At 58.1% G+C, this 20,327-nt stretch carries 22 protein-coding genes; 5 read left to right on the top strand and 17 right to left on the bottom strand.

Features of this window, described 5'->3' with window-relative positions:
* Positions 1-256 precede the first annotated feature (256 nt).
* Both BM194_RS05070 and BM194_RS20415 read left to right on the top strand, forming a co-directional pair.
* Positions 257-934 carry a metallophosphoesterase gene (locus BM194_RS05070; RefSeq protein WP_092844389.1) on the top strand — a complete coding sequence of 226 codons (678 nt, stop codon included), beginning with the start codon at positions 257-259 and terminating at the stop codon, positions 932-934.
* Positions 935-1,259: 325 nt separating this feature from the next.
* Positions 1,260-1,634, top strand: a complete 375-nt coding sequence (locus tag BM194_RS20415; RefSeq protein ID WP_143097572.1) for a hypothetical protein — start codon at positions 1,260-1,262, stop codon at positions 1,632-1,634.
* Between the two features lie 25 nt (positions 1,635-1,659).
* Here the strand turns inward: BM194_RS20415 and hypE are convergent, their stop codons facing one another.
* The 16 genes from hypE to BM194_RS05000 all read right to left on the bottom strand — a co-directional run bounded on the left by hypE (position 1,660) and on the right by BM194_RS05000 (position 15,856).
* On the bottom strand, positions 1,660-2,715 hold the full coding sequence (gene hypE, locus BM194_RS05065) for a hydrogenase expression/formation protein HypE (protein ID WP_092844387.1): 1,056 nt from the start codon (positions 2,713-2,715) through the stop codon (positions 1,660-1,662).
* Entirely contained in the window at positions 2,712-3,812 is a 1,101-nt protein-coding gene (hypD, locus tag BM194_RS05060) for a hydrogenase formation protein HypD (RefSeq protein ID WP_092844385.1), read from the bottom strand. Before hypD ends, hypE begins: the two co-directional genes overlap by 4 nt.
* On the bottom strand, positions 3,799-4,059 hold the full coding sequence (locus BM194_RS05055) for a HypC/HybG/HupF family hydrogenase formation chaperone (RefSeq protein ID WP_092844383.1): 261 nt from the start codon (positions 4,057-4,059) through the stop codon (positions 3,799-3,801). Before BM194_RS05055 ends, hypD begins: the two co-directional genes overlap by 14 nt.
* Positions 4,050-6,380: a carbamoyltransferase HypF gene (hypF, locus tag BM194_RS05050; RefSeq protein ID WP_092844381.1), complete on the bottom strand. Its 2,331-nt coding sequence runs from the start codon at positions 6,378-6,380 to the stop codon at positions 4,050-4,052. The genes BM194_RS05055 and hypF overlap by 10 nt, the downstream gene beginning before the upstream one ends.
* Before the next feature lie 6 nt (positions 6,381-6,386).
* The gene (locus BM194_RS05045) at positions 6,387-6,650 is read right to left on the bottom strand and encodes a hydrogenase maturation nickel metallochaperone HypA (RefSeq protein ID WP_092844379.1); all 264 of its coding nucleotides are present in this window, start codon (positions 6,648-6,650) and stop codon (positions 6,387-6,389) included.
* Positions 6,643-7,122, bottom strand: a complete 480-nt coding sequence (locus BM194_RS05040) for a hydrogenase maturation protease (RefSeq protein ID WP_092844377.1) — start codon at positions 7,120-7,122, stop codon at positions 6,643-6,645. The genes BM194_RS05045 and BM194_RS05040 overlap by 8 nt, the downstream gene beginning before the upstream one ends.
* Positions 7,119-8,414, bottom strand: coding sequence for a Ni/Fe hydrogenase subunit alpha (locus BM194_RS05035; RefSeq protein ID WP_092844375.1), 1,296 nt, complete (start codon positions 8,412-8,414; stop codon positions 7,119-7,121). Before BM194_RS05035 ends, BM194_RS05040 begins: the two co-directional genes overlap by 4 nt.
* Positions 8,404-9,186 carry an NADH-quinone oxidoreductase subunit B family protein gene (locus tag BM194_RS05030; RefSeq protein WP_092844373.1) on the bottom strand — a complete coding sequence of 261 codons (783 nt, stop codon included), beginning with the start codon at positions 9,184-9,186 and terminating at the stop codon, positions 8,404-8,406. The genes BM194_RS05035 and BM194_RS05030 overlap by 11 nt, the downstream gene beginning before the upstream one ends.
* Before the next feature lie 3 nt (positions 9,187-9,189).
* Complete coding sequence (locus BM194_RS05025; protein ID WP_092844371.1) at positions 9,190-10,038, bottom strand: FAD/NAD(P)-binding protein; 849 nt, start codon at positions 10,036-10,038, stop codon at positions 9,190-9,192.
* Complete coding sequence (locus BM194_RS05020; protein WP_092844369.1) at positions 10,022-10,483, bottom strand: cyclic nucleotide-binding domain-containing protein; 462 nt, start codon at positions 10,481-10,483, stop codon at positions 10,022-10,024. Before BM194_RS05020 ends, BM194_RS05025 begins: the two co-directional genes overlap by 17 nt.
* A 2-nt stretch (positions 10,484-10,485) precedes the next feature.
* Positions 10,486-11,610, bottom strand: coding sequence for a 4Fe-4S dicluster domain-containing protein (locus BM194_RS05015; protein ID WP_092844367.1), 1,125 nt, complete (start codon positions 11,608-11,610; stop codon positions 10,486-10,488).
* A gap of 114 nt (positions 11,611-11,724) precedes the next feature.
* On the bottom strand, positions 11,725-11,883 hold the full coding sequence (locus tag BM194_RS20610; RefSeq protein ID WP_177223348.1) for a hypothetical protein: 159 nt from the start codon (positions 11,881-11,883) through the stop codon (positions 11,725-11,727).
* A gap of 225 nt (positions 11,884-12,108) precedes the next feature.
* Positions 12,109-12,258: a hypothetical protein gene (locus BM194_RS20605; protein ID WP_166671016.1), complete on the bottom strand. Its 150-nt coding sequence runs from the start codon at positions 12,256-12,258 to the stop codon at positions 12,109-12,111.
* 163 nt (positions 12,259-12,421) lie between these two features.
* Entirely contained in the window at positions 12,422-12,646 is a 225-nt protein-coding gene (locus BM194_RS05010) for a hypothetical protein (protein WP_092844365.1), read from the bottom strand.
* 761 nt (positions 12,647-13,407) lie between these two features.
* Entirely contained in the window at positions 13,408-14,706 is a 1,299-nt protein-coding gene (locus tag BM194_RS05005; RefSeq protein ID WP_092844363.1) for a polysaccharide lyase, read from the bottom strand.
* A 349-nt stretch (positions 14,707-15,055) separates the two neighbouring features.
* Complete coding sequence (locus BM194_RS05000; protein WP_092844361.1) at positions 15,056-15,856, bottom strand: Crp/Fnr family transcriptional regulator; 801 nt, start codon at positions 15,854-15,856, stop codon at positions 15,056-15,058.
* Positions 15,857-16,606: 750 nt separating this feature from the next.
* Between BM194_RS05000 and BM194_RS04995 the strand changes: the two genes are divergently transcribed.
* Positions 16,607-17,053, top strand: a complete 447-nt coding sequence (locus tag BM194_RS04995) for a hypothetical protein (protein ID WP_092844359.1) — start codon at positions 16,607-16,609, stop codon at positions 17,051-17,053.
* 127 nt (positions 17,054-17,180) lie between these two features.
* Here BM194_RS04995 and BM194_RS04990 read toward each other — a convergent pair whose 3' ends face one another.
* The gene (locus tag BM194_RS04990; protein ID WP_092844357.1) at positions 17,181-17,447 is read right to left on the bottom strand and encodes a hypothetical protein; all 267 of its coding nucleotides are present in this window, start codon (positions 17,445-17,447) and stop codon (positions 17,181-17,183) included.
* A gap of 473 nt (positions 17,448-17,920) precedes the next feature.
* On the opposite strand from BM194_RS04990, the gene BM194_RS04985 reads away from it, so the two are divergent.
* Positions 17,921-19,276: a site-specific integrase gene (locus BM194_RS04985; RefSeq protein WP_092844355.1), complete on the top strand. Its 1,356-nt coding sequence runs from the start codon at positions 17,921-17,923 to the stop codon at positions 19,274-19,276.
* Positions 19,277-20,051: 775 nt separating this feature from the next.
* On the top strand, positions 20,052-20,327 hold a 276-nt coding region (locus tag BM194_RS04980; RefSeq protein ID WP_143097571.1), incomplete at its 3' end, for a transposase.

The following is a 20,327-nucleotide window of genomic DNA, read 5'->3' as shown; positions in this document are numbered from 1 at the left end:
GGGATTGATCGGCATCAAACTTGCCGCACAGGTTTGTCCATTTCATACCGAGATTCATGAGGGAGAATGAGCAGCACTTGGTCAGGCAGTGATACCGCAAAGGAAAATCGTCACTTGGCTAACAGAGCCTTGATCAAGGGTAGGTCCGTGTATAACGCTTGGCCTAGCCTTGTCCTGTAACGGTGGCTGAAAGCGGTGCCTCAGGCGATCGGTAACAGTCAACTGCCTTCTGCAGACCTTGTTTCAAGGAGGGCGCATGATCTGGAAGCACGATGCCAACAGGCAGGGACGCGATTTTTTCGTGGGTGATCTTCATGGCCAACTGGCGCTACTTCAGGCCGCGTTGGCGCGCGTGGGATTCGATCGTGACAAGGACCGGCTGTTCTGTGTCGGTGATTTGATCGATCGAGGTCCTGATAGCCTGGCCTGTTTGTCGCTGGCATTCGAACCCTGGTTTCACGGGGTGCGTGGCAATCACGAAATGCTGGCGTATCAGGCCTTGGTAGAAGGCGGCAGGGACTGGCGTCTGTGGCTGATGAATGGTGGGGAGTGGATCGAATGCTACGATCGGGACGATGTCAGGCATCGCCTGATCCAGGCGCTGGAGCGTTTGCCTTATGCACGTGAGGTCGAAGTGAACGGCTACCGTATCGGTATGGTCCACGCCGAGCCCCCAGCCGCTTGGTCAATGATAGAGACGCAAGGCACAAGACATCGGCACGATATACTCTGGGGACGAACACGAATACAGTGTCACGACGAGACGCCGGTATCGGGTATCGATCTCGTGATCGTCGGCCATACCATCGTTTTGTACCCCGTGCGCCTGGGAAATGTGCTGTACATCGATACCGGAGCCTTTCATACCCGGCAATTGACGCTCATGGACGCTGGTGAGGCTCTTGCCTGGAAGGATTCGACATCAAGAGGGTGAGTGCACCCAATGCACATAAACTAAGCCCGGCCTCAATGGGAGAGGACCGGGCTGGAGCAGAATCACGCTCTGCGAAAGGGTAAGCTATTCGGGATCCTTGGCATCAGTGGCGTCCTGCCGTCGTTGCCTTCTTTCCCAAGTCTCGGTCATCCTGACCGCGCTCTTCCATGAACTGGCGACCTCTCCTTGGCCGCTGCTTACCGTGCCCCTAAGACTAGTGAGAGGGCCTGGTGATTGCAAAAAGGAAAATGTGTAGAAAAGAAACAGGGTTTGATCTAGGTTAAATTACTGCCCACAGCGATTGTCTGTCTACTGCTTCCTGGTAATGACAGAAGCCGCCAGGAAGGGCGGCTTCTTACAGGTTATGGATTATAATACTGCCGATTCAGCCTGGTCCGCCCCAGCCTTCACGCTCTTGGCTGGATTCGTGACGCAACTGGGATTGCAGGCTCCACTCCTTGGGGTCAAACGATTCCTGCGTATTCAGGGAAAGAATCCCGAATGCAGTACCGGCAAAAAGTATGAAAAGCAATGTTATCGATTTCATCCATGGTCTCCCTTCAGTTCCATCCTTGTGGCCTTTTTCGGCTCTATCACTCGTAACAACGAGTTGCCAGGCGGTTACTCCACGCTGGCCAACATCACTATAGAAGCTGTTACGCTTCATTTCATCCCGATTACATTTTTCGTTTTGAATTGACCAGGACTAGGACCAGAGCCTGCCATCAGCAGATGCGTGGCAATTGCTCACCACTCAGCATGTCGATGGCACGTTCGACGCCGAGGATGCCCCGGCAGGTGACTTCGCCGCCGTTACCTGCATACACCCTGCCAATGACGACAGCACCGCTTGACGACGAATATTGCGTCAAGATATCCCGTGCCTGTTCGACTTGGTCGGCTGGTACGATGGCTATGAACCGGCCCTCATTTGCAACGTGGAACGGGTCGAGACCGAGGAGTTCGCAGGCTGCGAGGACGTGATCGGCGACGGGAACGGCGGCTTCGTCAATACTGATGGCGAGTCTGGCGGTTTCGGCGATCTCTACCAGGGCACTGGCGAGCCCTCCGCGGGTGAGGTCCCGCAGACAGTGCACCTCGACACCCGCCTCGAACAGTGCCAGCACGGCATCAGCGACGGGCGCGCAGTCGCTCTCGATGACCGTCTCGAAACCGAAACCCTCGCGGGCGGCCATGACCGCCATGCCGTGACGGCCAATATCGCCGCTCAGGATCACGACATCACCTGGGGCGATACTTGCCGGGCCAATCGGTGTCGGTGAAACGAGTCGACCGATACCGGACGTGTTGATGAACATGCCGTCCGCCTTGCCCCGGTCGACCACCTTGGTATCGCCAGTCACCAGACGCACGCCGGCTGCTGTCGCTGCAGCGCGCATGGAGCCAACGATGCGTTGGAGCAACTCGATGGACAGGCCCTCTTCGAGAATCAGGCCAACACTCAAGTACAGCGGGTGGGCGCCGCACATGGCGAGGTCGTTTACGGTGCCGTTGATGGCCAGCGTGCCGATATCGCCACCCGGGAAGACGAAGGGCTGCACTACATAGGAATCGGTGGTGAAGGCCAGGGGGCCATCAAGTATCAGTGTTGCGCCGTCGTGTTGGCGGTCGAGCTCCGTGTCGTCGAACGCCGGACGGATGATCGAATTGATCAGGCGTGCCATGGCGCGCCCACCGCCGCCGTGAGCGAGTTGTATCGTGTCGCCAGACGTCGCAGGTAGGGGGCATGCGTTTGGGAAGTGGCTGTTCTTGCTGGTCATGAGGGTCTCGCTGGCTTGCCGCGATAGCGGTAGTAGGCAGCACAAGCGCCTTCGGATGACACCATGGTCACCCCGAGCGGACGATCCGGTGTGCAGCGTGTACCGAAGGCGGGGCAGTCGGTAGGCTTGCAGAGCCCCTTGAGCACGAGCCCGCTGATGCATTCCCCCGTGGGTTCGGTATCGACGGTCACCGCACCGAAGCGACGCTCGGCGTCGAACGCCGCATAGGCCGGTGCAAGGCCCAGGCCGCTGTCAGCAATGTCGCCGATGCCTCGCCAGCGTCGCGGGATGACACGAAACACCTCTTTCATGATCCGCAGTGCCGTTGGATTGCCGGAGCGGCGGACGACGCGACTGTACGGGTTTTCGACCTCGGCCTGGCCATTCTCGAGCTGGCGCACGCAGCGATAGACGCCCTCGAGTATGTCGAGCGGCTCGAAGCCGGTCACCACGATGGGGACCCGGTAGTGCGCGGCAATGGGCAGGTATTCCTCGTACCCCATCACCGTGCAGACGTGGCCCGCCGCAAGGAAGGCCTGGATGCGGCTATCCGGCGCGTCGAGAATCGAGCGCATGGCCGGCGGCACGAGGACGTGCGAGACCAGCATGGAAAAGTTGGCGAGGCCGTCCTGCCTGGCCTGGTAGGCCGCCATGGCATTAGCGGGCGCGGTCGTCTCGAACCCGACAGCAAAGAACACGACCTCGCGTTGCGGGTTGGCGCGGGCCAAGGATAGCGCGTCCAGGGGAGAATACACGGCACGCACATCGGCACCGCGCGACTTGGCCGCCAGCAAGTCGCCATGGCTGCCGGGCACGCGCAGCATATCGCCATACGAGCACAGGATGACGTCCGGGTATTCCGCAATGGTAATCGCCCTGTCGACATACTCGACCGGGGTCACGCAGACCGGGCAGCCCGGGCCGTGCACGAGAGTAATTTCCGGTGGCAGCAGCCGGTCGATGCCGAAGCGCACGATGGCATGCGTCTGGCCGCCGCAGACTTCCATCAGTGTCCAGGGCCGAGTAACGGTGCGGGCAATCGCGCGGGCAAGCACCTGTGCGGCCCGGCTATCGCGGTATTCGTCACGGAATTTCACGCCGCGCCTCCCACTCTTCAAGTTCACCGATCTCGCGCAGGTGCGCGAAGACGCGCATCGCCTCCGCTTCATCGAGAACACTGATGGCGAAGCCGACATGGACGAGGACATGATCGCCGGGCTTGGCCCCGGGTACATAGGCGAGGTGGACCTGCTTGACGATGCCGCCGAAGTCGACTCGGCCGACACGCATCAGAGGATCTTCGCCTGACAGGCTCAGCAGGCGTCCGGGTATCGCTAGGCACATGATCGCTTTCCCCGAGTTTCCATCCAGGCAGTCCAGGCGACCTGGCCCAGGGCGAGTCCACCGTCGTTGGGCGGAACCTGGCGGTGCCAGATCGGTTCGAAGCCGCTACTGCGCAGGGCTCCAATAGCAGCTTCGGTCAGCCGAACGTTCTGAAAGCAGCCGCCAGCCAGAACGACGCGCTGCTCGCCCACATGCCTGGCGACATCCAGGATGGCGTGGGCCAGGCCGCGGTGCCAGGCATCCGCTATGGCGGCGGCTTCAACACCGGCGTGCAGGTCGGCCAGCAGTGCATCGATGGCCGGTTGCCAGTCGAGCTCTGCCATGTCCCCATCCGGCAGCGCTTTCAAGGGAAAGGCATAGGGACGGGCCGCTACACCGTCACGTGCAGTCCCTTCCAGGCTCATGGCTGCCTGGCCCTCGAAACTCGAGCGCTGGCGTAGCCCGACCAACGCGGCACAAGCATCGAACAATCGCCCCATGCTGGAGGTCAGCGGCGCATTCACTCCCCGTTCGAGCATCGTCCTGAGTATTGGCAGTTCCTCCGAGGCAAAAGCCGCCAGCGGTGGCAGCTTGCGCATGGCGAAACTGCGCTCACCGTAAGCGGCGTAAAGCAGGCCAAGTGCGGCACGGCGCGGCTCGCGAATGGCGGCCTCGCCGCCGGGCAGCCGGAAGGGACGGAGGCGGGCCACCCGCGACCAGCCGTGTTTCTTCAACAACAAAAATTCCCCACCCCAGATCGTGCCGTCAGGGCCATGGCCGGTACCATCCCAGGCTACGCCGAGTGCCGGCGGCGTCAGGTCATTCTCGGCCAGGCACGCGGCGACGTGGGCCAGGTGATGCTGCACGGCGATTGTCGGCAGGCCGAGGCGCTCGGCTGTCTGACGCGAGGCGTAGTCCGGATGAGCATCGCAAATGGCAACCCGGGGTTTTAGGTCATGAAGACGCACGAGGTCGTCGATGGCATCGGCATGGGCCTGGCGCGTGGCGGTGGTTTCCAGGTCGCCCAGGTGCTGACTGACCACCACATCCGTCTCGCGTGTCAGTGCCACGGTCGTCTTGAGTTGCCCGCCGACGGCCAGCAGGCCGGCCATGGTATGAACGAGGGGAATCGGAGCTGGTGCATAGCCGCGAGCGCGGCGCAGGAGTTGCGGCTCGCCGCAAACGACCTGGGCCACCGAATCATCGATGGGACGCACGATGGGTCGATCATGCACCAGAAAGAGATCGGCGATACCGGCAAGCCGGGCCTGTGCTTCGGCGTCGTCGATCACGATGGGCTCGCCGCTGAGGTTGCCGCTGGTGGCGACTATTGGAAAGCCCACTTCGTCCATGAGCCGATGATGCAACGGCGTATAAGGCAGCAGTACACCCAACCGTGGGTTATCGGGGGCGACAGAGCGCGTTATCGGGCCGTCAAGATAGGGGAGGAGCACGACCGGTCGAGCAGACGACGACAACAAGGCTTCCGCGGCGGGAGTCAGGTCGCAGCACGAGCGGATGGCCGCTAGCGACTGAAACATCACGGCAAAGGGCTTTTCGTTGCGCCGCTTGCGGGTACGCAACAGGGCGACAGCCGCCTCGTTGCGGGCGTCCGTGACGAGGTGAAAGCCTCCGAGCCCCTTGACCGCGACGATGCTGCCATCGCGTATGGCCTGCGACGCCGCGAGCAGGGCCATGTCGCCCGTCTCGAGCGGTTCGCCCGACGCATCGTGAAGTGTCAGTCGAGGCCCGCAGGCCGGGCAGGCGATAGGCTCGGCATGAAAGCGCCGGTTCGCCGGATCGTCATACTCGGCCCGACACGCCGCGCATAGAGCAAAATGCTGCATCGAGGTTTGCGCGCGATCGTAGGGCAGGCCATGGATGATGCTGTAACGCGGTCCGCACCCGGAACAATTGATGAAGGGGTATCGGTAGCGTCGATTGCTGGGGTCTCGCATCTCTGCGAGGCAGGCTTCGCAGGTAGCCAGATCGGGGAGAAGGTTTACGCGGCGACATCCGCCTTGTTCACTTTTGGCGATGCGGAAGCCAGCCTCGTCTGAGGGTGTAACCTCGCGAATGTCGATCGCGGTGATCCGCGCATTGCTCGGGGGCGTGTGATGAAGTACATCGGCCAGGCCGGACAAGAGAGCAGGGCTCCCTTCCACTTCGATGACCACGCCGGTCGAGGTGTTCTTCACCCAGCCGGCAAGCCCCCGTGTCGTCGCCTCATGATAGACGAAGGGACGGAAGCCGACGCCCTGCACGGTACCCCGTACGGTGATACGCCAGCGTGCCGCTGCGATGCCGGCTTCCTCGCCGAATGAGGGAAAGGCGTGTTTCATGGCATGTCAGACCTCCACCTCGATGCTGTCGAGCAGCAGTTCCTGCGCATCCTTGTGGTCGGTGTCGGTGGATAACGTAATGGCCAGTTCGGCGTCTTCGGCAATGGTGCCCTTTGCCGCGTCATTGAAATGCTCAATGAAATGACGTTCCGACATGTGGCTCAGTGCGCCGAGCCACACCGACACGCTGACGACGCGTTTCGCGCCTTCGGTCTCGGCGATCTCCTCGATGCGATGCATCAGGTTTCTGATCAACGAGGCTTCATGCATCGGTGACTTTCTCCTTGTCGAGGTCGAGAATCTCGAGGCGCAGCTGTCGACTGGCATTGATTACCGCCTTGGCAACGGTGGGCGCCAACGATGCGCCCGGCTCGAATGACTGGCCCTCGATGACATAGACGACGCTCCTTGCGGGCAGTTGGCCCAGCGTGCGCGCCATTTCTATCGCCTCCGACAGGCCCAGGCCGTGCGTGGATACAGTGGTCATTTCGCTTGGCAAGGGGGCGGCGGCAACATCGAAACGGCGCAGCGTGCCCGGCGGGGCGCCGGACACGCAGGCATCGACCAGATAGACCGCGGCGGCCTGCTCGAACAGGGCAAGCAGTGAGGCCATTTCGCCTCCGTGCTCGACAACCTCCACCTGCGCTGGCAGTGTCCCGCAAAGCCGGGAGACGACGTCGGGCCCGGCCGCGTCATCGCCGCGCTGCCGGTTTCCGATGCCGATGACGAATGTCCGCTTCATGGGCTACCCCGGTCCATGTCGAGCCGCAGAAAGTGCGTAGCGCACGAGATACAGGGGTCATAGTTGCGCACTGTCTGCTCGCAGCGATGGCGCAATGCCTCATCCGGCAGATCGAGAAAACTCTCCACAAAGTTGGCCAGGTCCTCCTCGATGCAGGCCTGGTTCTGTGAGGTAGGTGGTACGATTTTGGCGTCGATGATAGTGCCATCAGGCTCGAGCCGGTAACGATGGTAGAGCAGGCCGCGTGGCGCTTCCGTGGCGCCATGGCCGATGCCTGCACAAGGCGTGATCTCGATAGCGGCCTGCTCGGGGGCTTCATAGGCCTCGATGATGCGTAGCGCCTCTTCGCAGGCAAACAGCACCTCTACCGCACGCACCAGGATGCTCTGGTAAGGGTTGCGACAGACCGGCCCCAGCCCGGCCTCGTGGGCGGCCTGCCGGACACTGGGCGGCAATCGGTCGAAGTTGAGGGCATAGCGTGCAAGGGGCCCGACGAGATAGCTCGCGCCGTCGCTCAGGCGTGACTGCAGTGCGGTCGATCGTGCCACGTGCGTTTCCAGAAAATAGTCTTCGTACTGATCGACGCCGATGTCCAGGCCGCGGCTGGAGGCGATGCGGCCCTCGCTCAGGGGGTAGTCCTCGGAATGGGTCAGCGCGACGAAAGTGTAGTCGCGTTCGCGCTCGGGGAAATCGAAGCCGGCCACCCAGCGAAGCGTCTCGTCGGCCAGCTCCCTGGCTCGTTTCAGGGTCTCTGCCAGTGTTGCCAGTTCACGGCGATGCGGTACGCGATAGAAGCCACCGACGCGAACGTTGATCGGATGGATCTCGCGCCCGCCGAGCAAGGCCATGATGTCGTTGCCGGCTTTCTTGAGGGCCAGCCCCCGTCGCACGGCATCGCCATGATCGCGTGCCATGTCGATCGCGCCTGCGTAGCCGAGAAAGTCCGGGGCATGCAGCAAGTAAATATGCAGGGCATGACTTTCAATCCATTCCCCGCAATAGAGCAGGCGCCGTAAATTTCGCAGTGGGCCCGTCACGGTAATCCCCAAGGCATTCTCCATCGCCTGCACGGTGCTCATCTGGTAGGCGACGGGGCAGATGCCGCAGATTCTGGCGGTAATGTCAGGCGCTTCGGAAAAGGCGCGGCCACGCAACAACGACTCGAAGAAGCGAGGTGGCTCGAAAATGCTGAGTTCGGCCGACGTGACCTTGCCGTTGCGCACCACCACGCTGAATGCGCCTTCGCCCTCGACGCGAGCCAGGTAACTGACCTTGATCGTCTTACGCGTCATGGCGTTCGCTCTCTTCGCGGAATGCTGGCGCATTGGCATTGAAGGTGCGGTAGATACGCTGCAGGTCACGTTTGCCCATGCCGAGCTCCGTCAGTGCCTGGCTGAGCGGGGCGGGATTCGGTGTTTCCATGGGCCCATAACAGCCGTAACAGCCGCGATGATAAGAAGGACACAGTGCCCCGCAGCCGGCATGGGTCACCGGGCCGAGGCATGGTGTGCCGTGAGCCACCATCACGCAGACGTTACCCTTGAGCTTGCACTCGATGCATACGCTGTGCGCAGGCGTCACCGGGCGACGGCCGGCGAGAAAGGCCGTGATGACCTCGACAAGCTGTGACTTGGCGATGGGGCAACCGCGCAATTCGAAGTCGACCGGCACGTGGGCGGCAATCGGGGTGGAAGTTGCCAGTGTCTCGATGTAATCCGGCCGTGCATAAACCACGGAGATATATTCCGCGACATCCGCAAAATTGCGCAGGCCCTGGATGCCGCCAGCCGTGGCGCAGGCACCGATGGTGACCAGATGAGTGGAGCGTCGGCGCACCTCGTGGATGCGCTCGGCATCATGCGGCGTGGTGATGGAGCCTTCGACCAGCGACAGGTCATAGTGCCCGCGAATTGTCCCGCGTGTGGCCTCGGGAAAATAGGCGATCTCCACAGCGGCAGCGATGCCGAGCAGTTCGTCTTCACAATCGAGCAGCGTGAGCTGACAGCCATCGCAAGAGGCGAACTTCCATACGGCAAGGCGCGGCGTTCTACCGGAAGCAGCCATGAATCATATCTCCTTGAGGTTGAGCAGGCCGCCAAGCCGATCATGACGGAAGACCGGTCCGTCGCGGCAGACGAAGACCGGGCCGAACTGGCAATGACCGCAGAACCCCACGGCGCATTTCATGTTGCGCTCCATGGAAAGATAGATCGTTTCGTCGCCAAGCCCCGCATCCTTTAGCGCGGCAATGGCAAAACGCATCATGACTTCAGGGCCGCAGACGAAGGCCAGGGTATTACCTGTCTCGAATGGCACGGATGAAATCAATCGGGTCACGACTCCGACATGGCCGCGCCAGTCTGGAGGGGCGTGGTCGACCGTAACTTCGATGTCGATATTCCGGTGCCGTCGCCAGGCCATAATTTCGCGGTGAAACAGGATGTCTGCAGGACTGCGCGTGCCATGGAGAAGGGTAATCCTGCCGTAGCGCTCGCGTTCGCTCAGCAGTTGGTAGATCGCCGGTCGTAGTGGGGCCAGCCCGAGCCCGCCGGCGACCAGCACCACGTCGTGCCCCTCGGCCTGCTGCATCGGCCAGCCGTTTCCGAACGGGCCGCGAAGACCGAGACACTCTCCTTTGGAGAGCCGTGTCAATGCTGTCGAGACGGGGCCTACGGCACGGATCGTATGCCGCAGTCGATCATGGTCGGTGGGGGCTCCGCTGAGGCTGATCGGTACCTCCCCGACGCCGAACACGGACAGCATGTTGAATTGGCCGGGCTGGAATGGGGCGCTATCGCCTGGCTCGATATCCAGCGTGACCGTCTGTGGGCCATCGTGGCATCGCTTCAGCACCCGCATGACACGTGGCGTCATCGGGTCGTGTGCCAGCGCAAGCTTGTCAGACTGGATCGCCATAAACATCGAGCAACTGGATTTGCGTGCCGTGCAGGCGTTCGATCAGGATCGGCACGACGCGCTTCATGACGTCGTACCCCAGGTCGTGGTCTTCCTCGCACTTCTGGCGCAGGCAGGCGGCGTCCATGGCAATGGCGCGTACAGATTCCAGCGCTCTGGCGTCATAGGCCCAGCGGTAGGGCGGGACGAGCCAGGAGAGCCCGACAAGATCACCCGTATTGAGCGTCCGGAATATCAGGGTGCCGCGTCCCGGTGTCTTCGTTTCCAGGGCAACGCGACCTTGCCGCAGCAAGTAGAGCCGGTTGGCTGCCTCACCTTCCCGAAAGAGATAGTCTCCCTCCGCGAAGCGAACGTTCTTGGCGCATCCATAGACGAGCTGACAGAACGCGTCGTCAAGGCCTGCGAAGAAGGGATGGTCCCGGATGATGCGCTCCAAGCCTCGCATGGCTAGCTTCCTGCCTCCTGGCTGGTTTCCCGGATGGCCTTCACTTCCTCGGTGATGTCGATTCCGACCGGACACCAGGTAATGCAGCGCCCGCAACCGACGCAGCCAGACGTGTCGAACTGGTCGTGCCAGGTAGCCAGCTTGTGGGTCATCCATTGCCGGTAGCGGGCGCGGTGGCTGGCACGTACGCTGCCGCCGTGCAGGTAGGAAAAATCCATCGTGAAGCAGGAATCCCAGCGCCGCGAGCGTGCCATTTCGGTCCCCGTCAGATCGCTGGAGTCTTCTTCGCTTGTACAGAAGCAGGTCGGACAGACCAGGGTGCAGTTGCCGCAGGTCAGGCAACGCGTTGCAACATCGTCCCAACGAGGATGTTCCAGGTGCGCCAGCAGAAGCTCGCGCACATCATCGGCCTGCATCTCGCGCCCCATCGATTCGGCAGTGCTGGCGAGAATCGCATCGGCGAGTGCAATGTCCTCGTTGCTTGCCTGTCTTGCAGGCAGTTCGCTCAGCACCTCCACACCTTCTGGCGTGCCCGCCTCGATCAGAAATCGGTGCTCTCCTTCGTCGATGATTTCGGTCAGCGCCAGGTCGTAGCCGGCTACGGCTTTCGGCCCGGTGTGCATGGAAGCGCAGAAGCATGTCCCACCAGCTACGGCACAGTTGACGGCAACGATGAAGTTATCCTGACGACGGGCTGCGTAATGCACGTCGCGATAGTGGCCACCGAGCAGGACGCGGTCCTGTATGGCGATGGCGTGCAGTTCACACGAACGTACGCCAAACAGGGCCAGGCGAGGCGCTTCAGGCGGTTCGGTAGTAACAATGATATCGTCCCGTTCGTGTTTGGCGTGCCAGAGGCGCTGGACGGGTGTGTGCAGGTAATGCTTCCAGGAGTGGGGGCCAACGGCGTAGCCGAACAGAGCATCGTCGTCGCGTCTCGCTAGCCGATAATGACCGGCTTCCTGCACATCGGTCCAGCCGACGGGTAGGTCGGTCAAGCTTTGTACGTCATCGTAGACAACCGCTTGGTCGCGAAGCGTTGGGCCGATGATGCGGTAGCCCCGTGCCTGCAGGGCATCGAGTAGCGCCTGGAGCCCGTTGGGTGTCAGGCTTTGTTGTTCTGGCATCCACCTACATCCTTCAGCATCTTACGATGAAGGCTAGTTAGGGATGCGTTAGACGACCTTGATGTGCATCAAATTCGCTGAGGGAAGCGACATATCGATAAATGAGCACTCGGTTCAGCGCCATCCGGGACGGTTCGCTGCAGCATCACGATCCAGCTCTTCATAGAGGTTCCAGCTTCCCTGTGCTTGTTCTTGCTCCTCTGACGGCTTCAATACTACGTAGGCCGAGGCGATGCCAACGATAAGCGCAAGCAGCAGGAATATTCTGTTCATGGTGTTCTCCCCAATTGGTCCTCTTTCGCCATAGCCTCACTTAACTTATCCATGTAAAGCAAGTCGTTCTTTTGGTTAAAAAGCGTTTTGTTGTTTTCAAGAAAGTAATAATGCGTGAGGTGCAACTGCTAAAATGGCGCTTTGATTTTTTCTTAACTTTCTGTCAATAAAGAAAAACCGCCTCTCGGGCGGTTTCCTGGCAATGGCTGGCGTTGTGACTGTCGATCAGCTCTTTCCGCGGGGAATTGAACGCTCCTCGAAAGCTTCTTGCATCACCTGGGCCTGAGCTGCTTCGGACGCACGATCCTCATTTAGGTGCCAAATACCAAAGCCTACGCCAACAAACAATGTCATCAGCAAGAAAAGGGGCTTCATCCTGTGTCTCCTCCAAGCCTCGTCAGGCTTGTTGGTTACATGGCTGAACGCGAATTCATGTCTCTAATGAATGACAAACTATCGCAGAAAGGGCGCTTACCGTCCAACCGAGCCAAAACATGGCTCAGCGCCTGATGTGGTTTGTCACCGCCGTGTTCGTGTCTTACTCCAGGTTGATTCCGTCCTTCTTCGCCACAGCATCGGGCATGAGCTTGTCCACCGCTTCGTTCGCTTCGTCGCCCACTTCCTTGAGTTCATGCTCAAGTTGCTCGGGCTCGACGTCTGCCGTCGTAGCAGGTTCAGGTACAACATCGGTGGTATAGCTGAGTATCAGTATCGCAGCCGACAGGGCGCCAGCCACGCCGGCGGATTTGAATAACCATTTCATAAGCGCTTCCTTGTGCCGAGTAGAGCAGGGTACAGGTGAGAAGGTGCAGAGTCACCTAGGAAGCCTTCTGGATTAATTTGAAGGCCAACGCCTAGACATCACAGGTGAAGTTGGTAGGTTGCCTTACCATAGGTTGGCGACGCAGATCAGCCGTGTTGATCCAGGCTCAAGGAAAGGCAGGACAGGTTGTTCTTTCTCAAAACATGATCATAGTCATAAATTTAAAAAAAATATTGCTTATAATTTGGCTATAAAAACATTTGGGTTTTAATGTTATTGGTTCGCATGGGTGTATATAATGAATATACTGCTTGTCTGTTATGATCTCATGGCGGTTGATTCATATAAAGAGTTTTATGATAAGCTTGAGGATTATGATCATTGCTGGGCCATGGATAACCACTGTCTTATAAGTGCTAATGAAAGTGCTGAAAAAGTCAGGGCTAATTTACTCTCTCATGTGGGAGGGAGTGACGGTGTCTTGGTCTGTAGCTTGTCCGGAGACTGGTCTGGAATAAGCTCTGAAGCAGAAAGGTGGTTGGATAGCCATCGTGGCTAAATGGTCTTTGATAATAACGTTGAGCAATCATCATTAAAAAACATGAGACTTTAATGATTGGTTGAGAATGTCGATATTATCGCCGGTCTGCAACTGAAATGATGGTTCCTCGGATAATCTCGGTTCGATGGAACAAGCAAAAACCGCCTCAAGGGCGGTGCCGTAATATCTTTTGCGTAAATGCCGTAAGTAAAAACTTACCTCAAGGCGTCCTATTAGCATGAGTGACTGATGGCGTGAAGATTTTGAAGTTTCGCGTATCGACCCATTCGTCGCGTGCCGCAGCCCAGGAATCGTTGCCACCGCCGAAGAAGATGGTGTGCATGATACCTTCGATATAAACGCTGTCCTTTGTGCGCAGACGCAGGTCGTTTGCTTCGATCACCAACTCGTCGTCGTACCAGACCTTGATGAAGCCATTTGTTTGACCGATATCGTTGAGCTTCACTTCTTGCTTGATCCGGTGCCATTCGCCGGATGTGTCAAAGTAGAAGTTGCCTCGCCCAATCGAATCACCGTGGCTTTTTTCCATGTCGGGATAGTAAAGGTAAAGCTCTCCCTGAGCATCACGACGCCACATCATGCGGGCAGTAATGCCATTGTTGGCTTTCTTGTGTCCACTCGGAGAGTCTCCTGCCATCAATCCGGGCAACTTGCCGCCTTTCACTGGATCGAAGCCCGGCTTGAACCGCAGATCGTAAGTGAGGGCAGCATGTGTGACTGAGAGCGTGCGGGTGTCGAAGCCGGCGCCACGGATCTCTTTTTTCTCTCGGACATAAGCGCCTTCCTCCATATGCGTTCGCAGGAAGGAACCGCTGGGCCCGTGCTTGACCTCGATATTCTCCCAGCCCCAACCCCCAGCGTAGACACCGCCAAGACTGTCGAGGATGTTTTGCTTGGCGCTCATGGCCGGGTCGAGGCGTGGTGCATAAGCCAACTGGTCAGGAGTAATGCTTTCCAGTGACCCTGTTGCAGGTCTGGCTGTCGTCTTGGCTGGCCCCTCTGGCCTCAGTCGATTTGTGTGCGAGAAGGCTGTTTCCTGCAATGCCGGTTCCTGGCCGTCGGCCATGCTTCTGAACTCATAACCGTGATCTTTACCCGACACTTTGACCGTATAGTCCCATTGTTCGCCTGGAGCGATGGCCTTGTCGGACGTGATGACGTAGTGACTGCCGTCTGCCTTATAAGTCCCGCCCCATAGATTTTCGATGGTGGCCGCCAGCGACAGCTGAACGCTCAGTGGCTGTTTGCGTCCTGTCGTGTTCTTGACCCGCACTTTTAGAACCATTCCGTCATCCCATACCGACTTCTCGTGTACGCGAAGGGGGAGTGATGTGTCTGCCTGTTCCGGCCTTGGTGTAAATGCCTGTGTAGCTATCGCCAGTTCAGGAAACATCTCGCTCAATGCGCTCTCCGGGCGGCGGGCCTGGCCCTTGAACTCAATCCGAGCCAGCGGCTCGTGTTGTGGATGCTGAACATCGTCCAGATCCAAGCTATCCATTTCGTTCTCCTCTCGTCATGGGCCCCTGAAACGGCTAAGCCGCCTTGCGGGCGGCTAAAGCTGAGCATCTATCAGCTATGAGTCGGCATTATCCTAGGTAGCGGAGCCTGGTAATCTTTCGCGTCACCTTATCTAGAGACCGCGCAGGGCCGTGCATAGTTCAGGTATCGGCCTGTTCAGGTTGCTGAGCAATCTTTAGCTGATCGTCATCCAGAATAAATCGCCCGAGTTTGCAGCTATCGCCAGGCCCGATACTGTAAGCACACACAGCCAGGCAGGACAGCATCAACTGAGCCATCTCCGCTCGCCGACAGGCTCAAGGCATATTCGAGGCCAATGTGCGCCTCGTTTACGGCCCGCCCAGATTGGTCGTGTGATCCAGTGATTCCTTACGGATATCTTCCTCCCACTGTGGAACAAAAAAACCCGATGGAACTTCGTTGTTGAGATAGCCGCCATCAAATTCAGCGAGGTTGGCCAGGTCTTTGAGGTTGGGAATGGAGACGTGATGGCGCTCTCGCAAGACTATTCCACTTTCACGGAAGGCTTTGAAGGTGCGGTTAACATGAACCGCGCTGAGTCCCAGCGCTTCTCCAATCTGCTCCTGTGACAGTGGCAGGAGAAACTGTCCCTCTTGTACGGCGCCGATTCGCTTTAGGCGCAGGTACATTTCGTATAGGAAATGTGCCAGCCTTTGTTGTGCGGGGCGTTGCGCCAGGTAAATCATGCGCTCGGTCAGCATCGCCTGCTGACGACTGGCAATCGCGATGAAGCCAACCGCCAGGTTCCCTGAACGATGAAATACCGAGAGTAGCTGTGGGTGATTGAAAGCGCAGATAACGCCATCAGTGATCATGGCGACCCCGGCCAAGCGCTGGGAGAAGGAGAAGTCTCGCATCCCAATGATGTCGCCCGGCAGATAGATCTTAAGAATCTGTCGGCTGCCATCGTCCAGGGTTCGAAACGAGAAAGCCCAGCCTTCCCTGATAGTAAAAAACTGCTCGGGCTCGTCACCTTCCAGGCAGATGGCTTGTGCTGCGCTGACGCGGATCGGATGCTGCTCCAAAGAGAGCAATATCTCCTTGTCGGCAAACGATAAAGTACAGTACTGGCTGAACTGCCTAATGAGTACACTAGCTTGAAGGCTCATGCAGGTATCCATGCAGGTAGTGATGAGAACACTACGGGGCCTGCCGCGCCTCGTAACGTGAGTTGTGGATCGTAAACTACTTGTTTTCTCTCTCGTATAACATGGATTGATTTCCAACACGATACCTCTCAAGCATAGCGTTAGTCATAATTGTCAATTAGCTCATGATAGTGACGTTTTGATAGCTACTACGCTGTGTGACGGTAATTTCCTGCAAGCATCGCTAATTTTTCAATCCGTAATCCGTCTCTACCTGCCACTCTGCGCCCGCCGAGTTGAGGAAAGCTCAAACAAGGCAAGCAAAAAACGCCGGGCGCATGGATAGTTCAAGCACCGTGGAGTATGGGCAAGATGCCTATGAGGGCAGCAAGGAAAGCAGCGTTATAAACAGCCCGGCCTTAAGCGGTTGGGCTTTTGCGTGTTGGCTCATCGCACAAGCCACGGGCAGCTCGTCCCATCGGGCGGTGTAGCGGGGCGTCTGCTTGGGCTTGGTGATGACGCCTGCCTCTCTACAGTCCACGCCGCGCACTCCCGCACCGTCCTCTCCATCACCATACTGAACTGCTCGCGCAATGCGCCGGGGGATCGGCCTGGCACAGTTCCCAGAAGGAATGTACCCCATGCAAGCCAGACGAACACCTGTTCTCCGGGCAATGTCACATAATTCCGCGACAGGGGTGTGCTGCTAAATGAGCCTTGGCACAGCTGCTCCAGCTTCGGATTGAATACCCGCTCGAACGAGATGTATAAGTGTTGCAATCCACCAGCGCGATCATTGTCTTACCCATGACGGTGTGCATGGATGTTGTGCGTGACCACGCCTCAGACCGCAACTACGCAGCCGTCCAGCAGGGTCGAGGCATAGTCGGAGTTACCGGACATGAGTGCCGTGCAACTGTCGGACGTGCCGAGGCGCTTGCAGGCGAGTTCACCATCTACGAGGTCTATCAGGATGTCGCCTGGGCGCGGATCAAGCGCGCGTCTACGAGTAAGCAGGTCGTCATCAAAGATACCGAAGGAAACCATGCTGGCTCTCTTGGCCCTGACGTAAAACGTTGTAGAAGGGGGCTGGATCAAGCGCCCGACCAGTTTGAGATCCCCCTCCTAATGATCGTCCGCAGAACTAGGGAAACTGGCGCGGACTTCGCCTGTATTGCAATGATGATCCTCCCTGCTGAAAATACTATTCTCCCATAGAGGGTGCGGGGTGGAGGCGCAGTTAGGTAACCGCTGATGGAACGATGCAGCGCGAGGCCATTCAAGGGAATCTTTCTGTTTCAACTTACAGGCTATCTGAAATCAAGGTGGGGAGCGAAAGCTTGGCTTATGCCTCTCTTTCGGGAGCGCTGAGCCAGTTACCGCAGTGCGTACCTGCGCCGGCCCACTCATAACTCAACTCGGCGACAAACAGAGAATCACCATGGTTCATGAAGGGAACGAGTTTGTCCCGGATTTCGCCTGCGTCGCTATCCGACTGAATCAGCCAGCAGGAACTCATCATTCGACAGTGAGGGTAGGACTCAAGGTGCTCGTAAAAACCTTTGTATCCGTCGGTAAGGGTCAGTTCATAAGCAATGGTGTAAGTAGTCATGAGGAGTCTGGAGGCACGGCAAGTAGAGTCTTTTACGCTATAGAGCAACTCAGGGGCCTGCAAAGCTTTTTATCTCGGAACTTGATTGCCGTCACATAAAAGGCATCAAAGCAAGGCTCTACACATTTGTGCCGAAGAGCTCGCTTGAAGGGGCGGTCTGATAGCTTGGCTACAGAGTTTTGGAAATATTTTGGGAGTTTTTTGTGAGCAACAAAAAACCGCCACCCGGGATGATCCGTAAGTGGCGGTTTTCTTGATCTTTTTGGTCGGAGCGACTGGATTCGAACCAGCGACCTCTGCAACCCCATTCCTTAATTGGCATATCTCAGGGTAAACAGCAAGAAACAAATAAGCACAAAAACCTTTTATCTACAATCGGTTATGGGCTTTTCCTTTGTTTCCTATTGTTGCTGCTTTGTCCCTGTTTTATTCTAGCTTTGCTACCAATTTGCTACCAATAAACGGGCCGGTATATGGCTGAGAACAAGCAGAAGTTAACCGCTGCGGCACTGAAGCAGCTCGCAATCGAGCTACCTTCTGGTGGCAAGGTGTGGGATACCGATCTGGCCGGCTATCATGTCCTCGCCGGGAAACGTGGCCTGGCCTTCCGTCTCTACTATCGAACCAAGACCGGCAAGCAGCGCGTGCTGACCCTTGGGCAGTACGGCATCTTGACGGCCCCCCAGGCGCGTGCCAACGCTACTGAGGCCCTGGCTATCGTCGCTCAAGGCGGCGATCCCCGTGCGGTGTTGGAGGAGGCCCGGGCCGAGGCCGAGCGACAGAACCAGCAGACCCTGCGGGCCTACCTCACCGGCCCATACACCGCATTCCAGAATCGCCGCAAGGATGGGAAAGGGACGCTCACACGCATCGCCCGTGACTTCCCCGACTGGCTGGATAAGCCAATGGGGAGCCTAACCCGGGCTGACGTGGAACGGTGGCAAGCCAAGGAAGAAGCAGCCGACAAGCCGCGGGCCTTCCAGACCCTCAAGCGTTCCTATGATGCTTTGCAAGCGCTTCTGGCTCATGCCACCGACCGAAATGTGATACCTACTCATCCCTTGAAAAGCATCAAGCTTCAGAAGCCGGCACTGACCGAGCAGGAGCTGGCCGAACAGGGAAGCGAACGCCGTTACCTAGAAACCAATGAGGTCGAAGCGCTATTCGCCGGCCTCGAGGCGTATCAAGACGAAAAGCGGCAGCAACGTCGCAATAGCCGTGAGCATGGCAAGGCGTACCTGCCAGACTTGGAGTATGTGGCCTACGTCGACCACGTAACACCATGGATATTAACCATGTTCTATACGGGCTTACGACCTGGCGACCTGTTCGGTTTGCGCTGGGAACATGTCAATTTGATGTTCGCCACTATCAGGAAAACGATTGAGAAGACTGCACATAAGCGCCCTGAGCCCCAGACATTCCCTATCTCCGGAGCGGCCGTTGAAGTGCTCAAGACGTGGCACAAGCAGCAAGGCCAGCCGATGACGAGCTTCGTCTTCCCGAGCCCGAGAAGCGGCAAGCGCTTGGACAGAACGGCGATGCGAAAGCCGTGGGCGACCGTACGAAAGCTGGCCGGATTACCTGAAGATCTACAGCTCTACACTTTGCGTCACAACTTTGCTAGCCAATTGATAATGGCCGGCACAGACATTCTGACCGTCTCTAAGCTGATGGCACACAGTAGCATCGAGACAACTATCAAGTTCTATGCCCACCTAGCGCCAGACCATAAGCGTGATGCCGTCGAGGCGTTCGCCAAGCTAGCGCCAGGGCAGGGCAGCGAGATTGCTGCCGAAGAGGCCGGGTTCAACGTTAGACAAGCGTGACCGAGGATGGCTGATCATCGCTGGCGATACCAGCATGACCAACCCTCACCTACATTTACGGCTTATAGAAACTAAGCTCAGGAGCAGTGGGCACTGAAGGCCGCCAATCAAGCCAGAAAGGCGTCCAGGCTCGGTTGGGACAGAACCGGCGCTATTCTGGGTGAACTTGCATCACGAGCAAGGACATAAAACCGTTGAGGCGCATTACTATGAGCTCTGCATGGGTCGATAGTATGTGCTATTCGATGTGGTGTGCACATCTGATAGGGGAGGAAAGAGGTGCGTAACTACTAATCACCGCACCAGCGATGAGGCGGGCCGCCGCTTCGCCGTGGTATCCCTAAAACAGTTTATCGAGCTGGTAGAGCGGTCCAAGTAGGTAAGTGGCCTGGCCCCCACCCATGAAATTGACAGTCGTCACCCGACTGACAAGGTGCCACTGCTGTGCGGTTGGCGAGAGTATCCTGGAATGACCAAGGCTGGGCTAGCTGGCCGTCTTGGAATTATCAGACCTAGATGGATGGGAACGCATGGGCACTGTCGGATGGATGCGACGCTCGGCCAAGGCCTTCATGCGCACCATGAAATCGTCCCACTGCGAGACCGAGATCCCCAATTGTCGCTTGACCACTGTGGATCGAACACCGTGCTGTGAGGCACCCGAACCATCTGTGACGCACCATCCACGGCCAGGCTCAGCGTGTTATTTGTAGTGGTTCAATAAAACTGGACACCTATGTAGGTGGTACGCTTGCCACCCCTAGCGAGGTGTCTGATGACCAGAAAACGACGATCTTTCACGCCGGAGTTCAAGCAGGAGGCTGCTTGTCTGGTACTGGATGAGGGATATTCCATCACCGAAGCCAGCCGTTCGCTCGGCGTTGTGGAAAGCGCGCTGCGACGATGGGTAAGGCAGCTCGCGGAGGAGCGTGATGGTGTCACGCCCAAGTCCAAGGCACTGACGCCGGAGCAGCAGCGGATACAGGAACTGGAAGCCCAGGTCCATCGTCTGGAGCGGGAAAAAGCAATATTAAAAAAGGCTACTGCTCTC

Source organism: Modicisalibacter xianhensis (assembly GCF_900113605.1).
Lineage (GTDB): Bacteria > Pseudomonadota > Gammaproteobacteria > Pseudomonadales > Halomonadaceae > Modicisalibacter > Modicisalibacter xianhensis.
Note: the sequence above shows the minus strand (reverse complement) of the source record. Positions and strands in the feature narration are given on the sequence as shown.

Excerpts from the sequence above, each read along its gene's own strand:
- BM194_RS05070 (WP_092844389.1), top strand. The coding sequence starts at position 257 with ATGATCTGGAAGCACGATGCCAACAGGCAGGGACGCGATTTTTTCGTG.
- BM194_RS20415 (WP_143097572.1), top strand. The coding sequence starts at position 1,260 with ATGACAGAAGCCGCCAGGAAGGGCGGCTTCTTACAGGTTATGGATTAT.
- hypE (WP_092844387.1), bottom strand. The coding sequence starts at position 2,715 with ATGACCAGCAAGAACAGCCACTTCCCAAACGCATGCCCCCTACCTGCG.
- BM194_RS05055 (WP_092844383.1), bottom strand. The coding sequence starts at position 4,059 with ATGTGCCTAGCGATACCCGGACGCCTGCTGAGCCTGTCAGGCGAAGAT.
- hypF (WP_092844381.1), bottom strand. The coding sequence starts at position 6,380 with ATGAAACACGCCTTTCCCTCATTCGGCGAGGAAGCCGGCATCGCAGCG.
- BM194_RS05045 (WP_092844379.1), bottom strand. The coding sequence starts at position 6,650 with ATGCATGAAGCCTCGTTGATCAGAAACCTGATGCATCGCATCGAGGAG.
- BM194_RS05040 (WP_092844377.1), bottom strand. The coding sequence starts at position 7,122 with ATGAAGCGGACATTCGTCATCGGCATCGGAAACCGGCAGCGCGGCGAT.
- BM194_RS05035 (WP_092844375.1), bottom strand. The coding sequence starts at position 8,414 with ATGACGCGTAAGACGATCAAGGTCAGTTACCTGGCTCGCGTCGAGGGC.
- BM194_RS05030 (WP_092844373.1), bottom strand. The coding sequence starts at position 9,186 with ATGGCTGCTTCCGGTAGAACGCCGCGCCTTGCCGTATGGAAGTTCGCC.
- BM194_RS05025 (WP_092844371.1), bottom strand. The coding sequence starts at position 10,038 with ATGGCGATCCAGTCTGACAAGCTTGCGCTGGCACACGACCCGATGACG.
- BM194_RS05020 (WP_092844369.1), bottom strand. The coding sequence starts at position 10,483 with ATGCGAGGCTTGGAGCGCATCATCCGGGACCATCCCTTCTTCGCAGGC.
- BM194_RS05015 (WP_092844367.1), bottom strand. The coding sequence starts at position 11,610 with ATGCCAGAACAACAAAGCCTGACACCCAACGGGCTCCAGGCGCTACTC.
- BM194_RS20610 (WP_177223348.1), bottom strand. The coding sequence starts at position 11,883 with ATGAACAGAATATTCCTGCTGCTTGCGCTTATCGTTGGCATCGCCTCG.
- BM194_RS20605 (WP_166671016.1), bottom strand. The coding sequence starts at position 12,258 with ATGAAGCCCCTTTTCTTGCTGATGACATTGTTTGTTGGCGTAGGCTTT.
- BM194_RS05010 (WP_092844365.1), bottom strand. The coding sequence starts at position 12,646 with ATGAAATGGTTATTCAAATCCGCCGGCGTGGCTGGCGCCCTGTCGGCT.
- BM194_RS05005 (WP_092844363.1), bottom strand. The coding sequence starts at position 14,706 with ATGGATAGCTTGGATCTGGACGATGTTCAGCATCCACAACACGAGCCG.
- BM194_RS05000 (WP_092844361.1), bottom strand. The coding sequence starts at position 15,856 with ATGAGCCTTCAAGCTAGTGTACTCATTAGGCAGTTCAGCCAGTACTGT.
- BM194_RS04990 (WP_092844357.1), bottom strand. The coding sequence starts at position 17,447 with ATGACTACTTACACCATTGCTTATGAACTGACCCTTACCGACGGATAC.
- BM194_RS04985 (WP_092844355.1), top strand. The coding sequence starts at position 17,921 with ATGGCTGAGAACAAGCAGAAGTTAACCGCTGCGGCACTGAAGCAGCTC.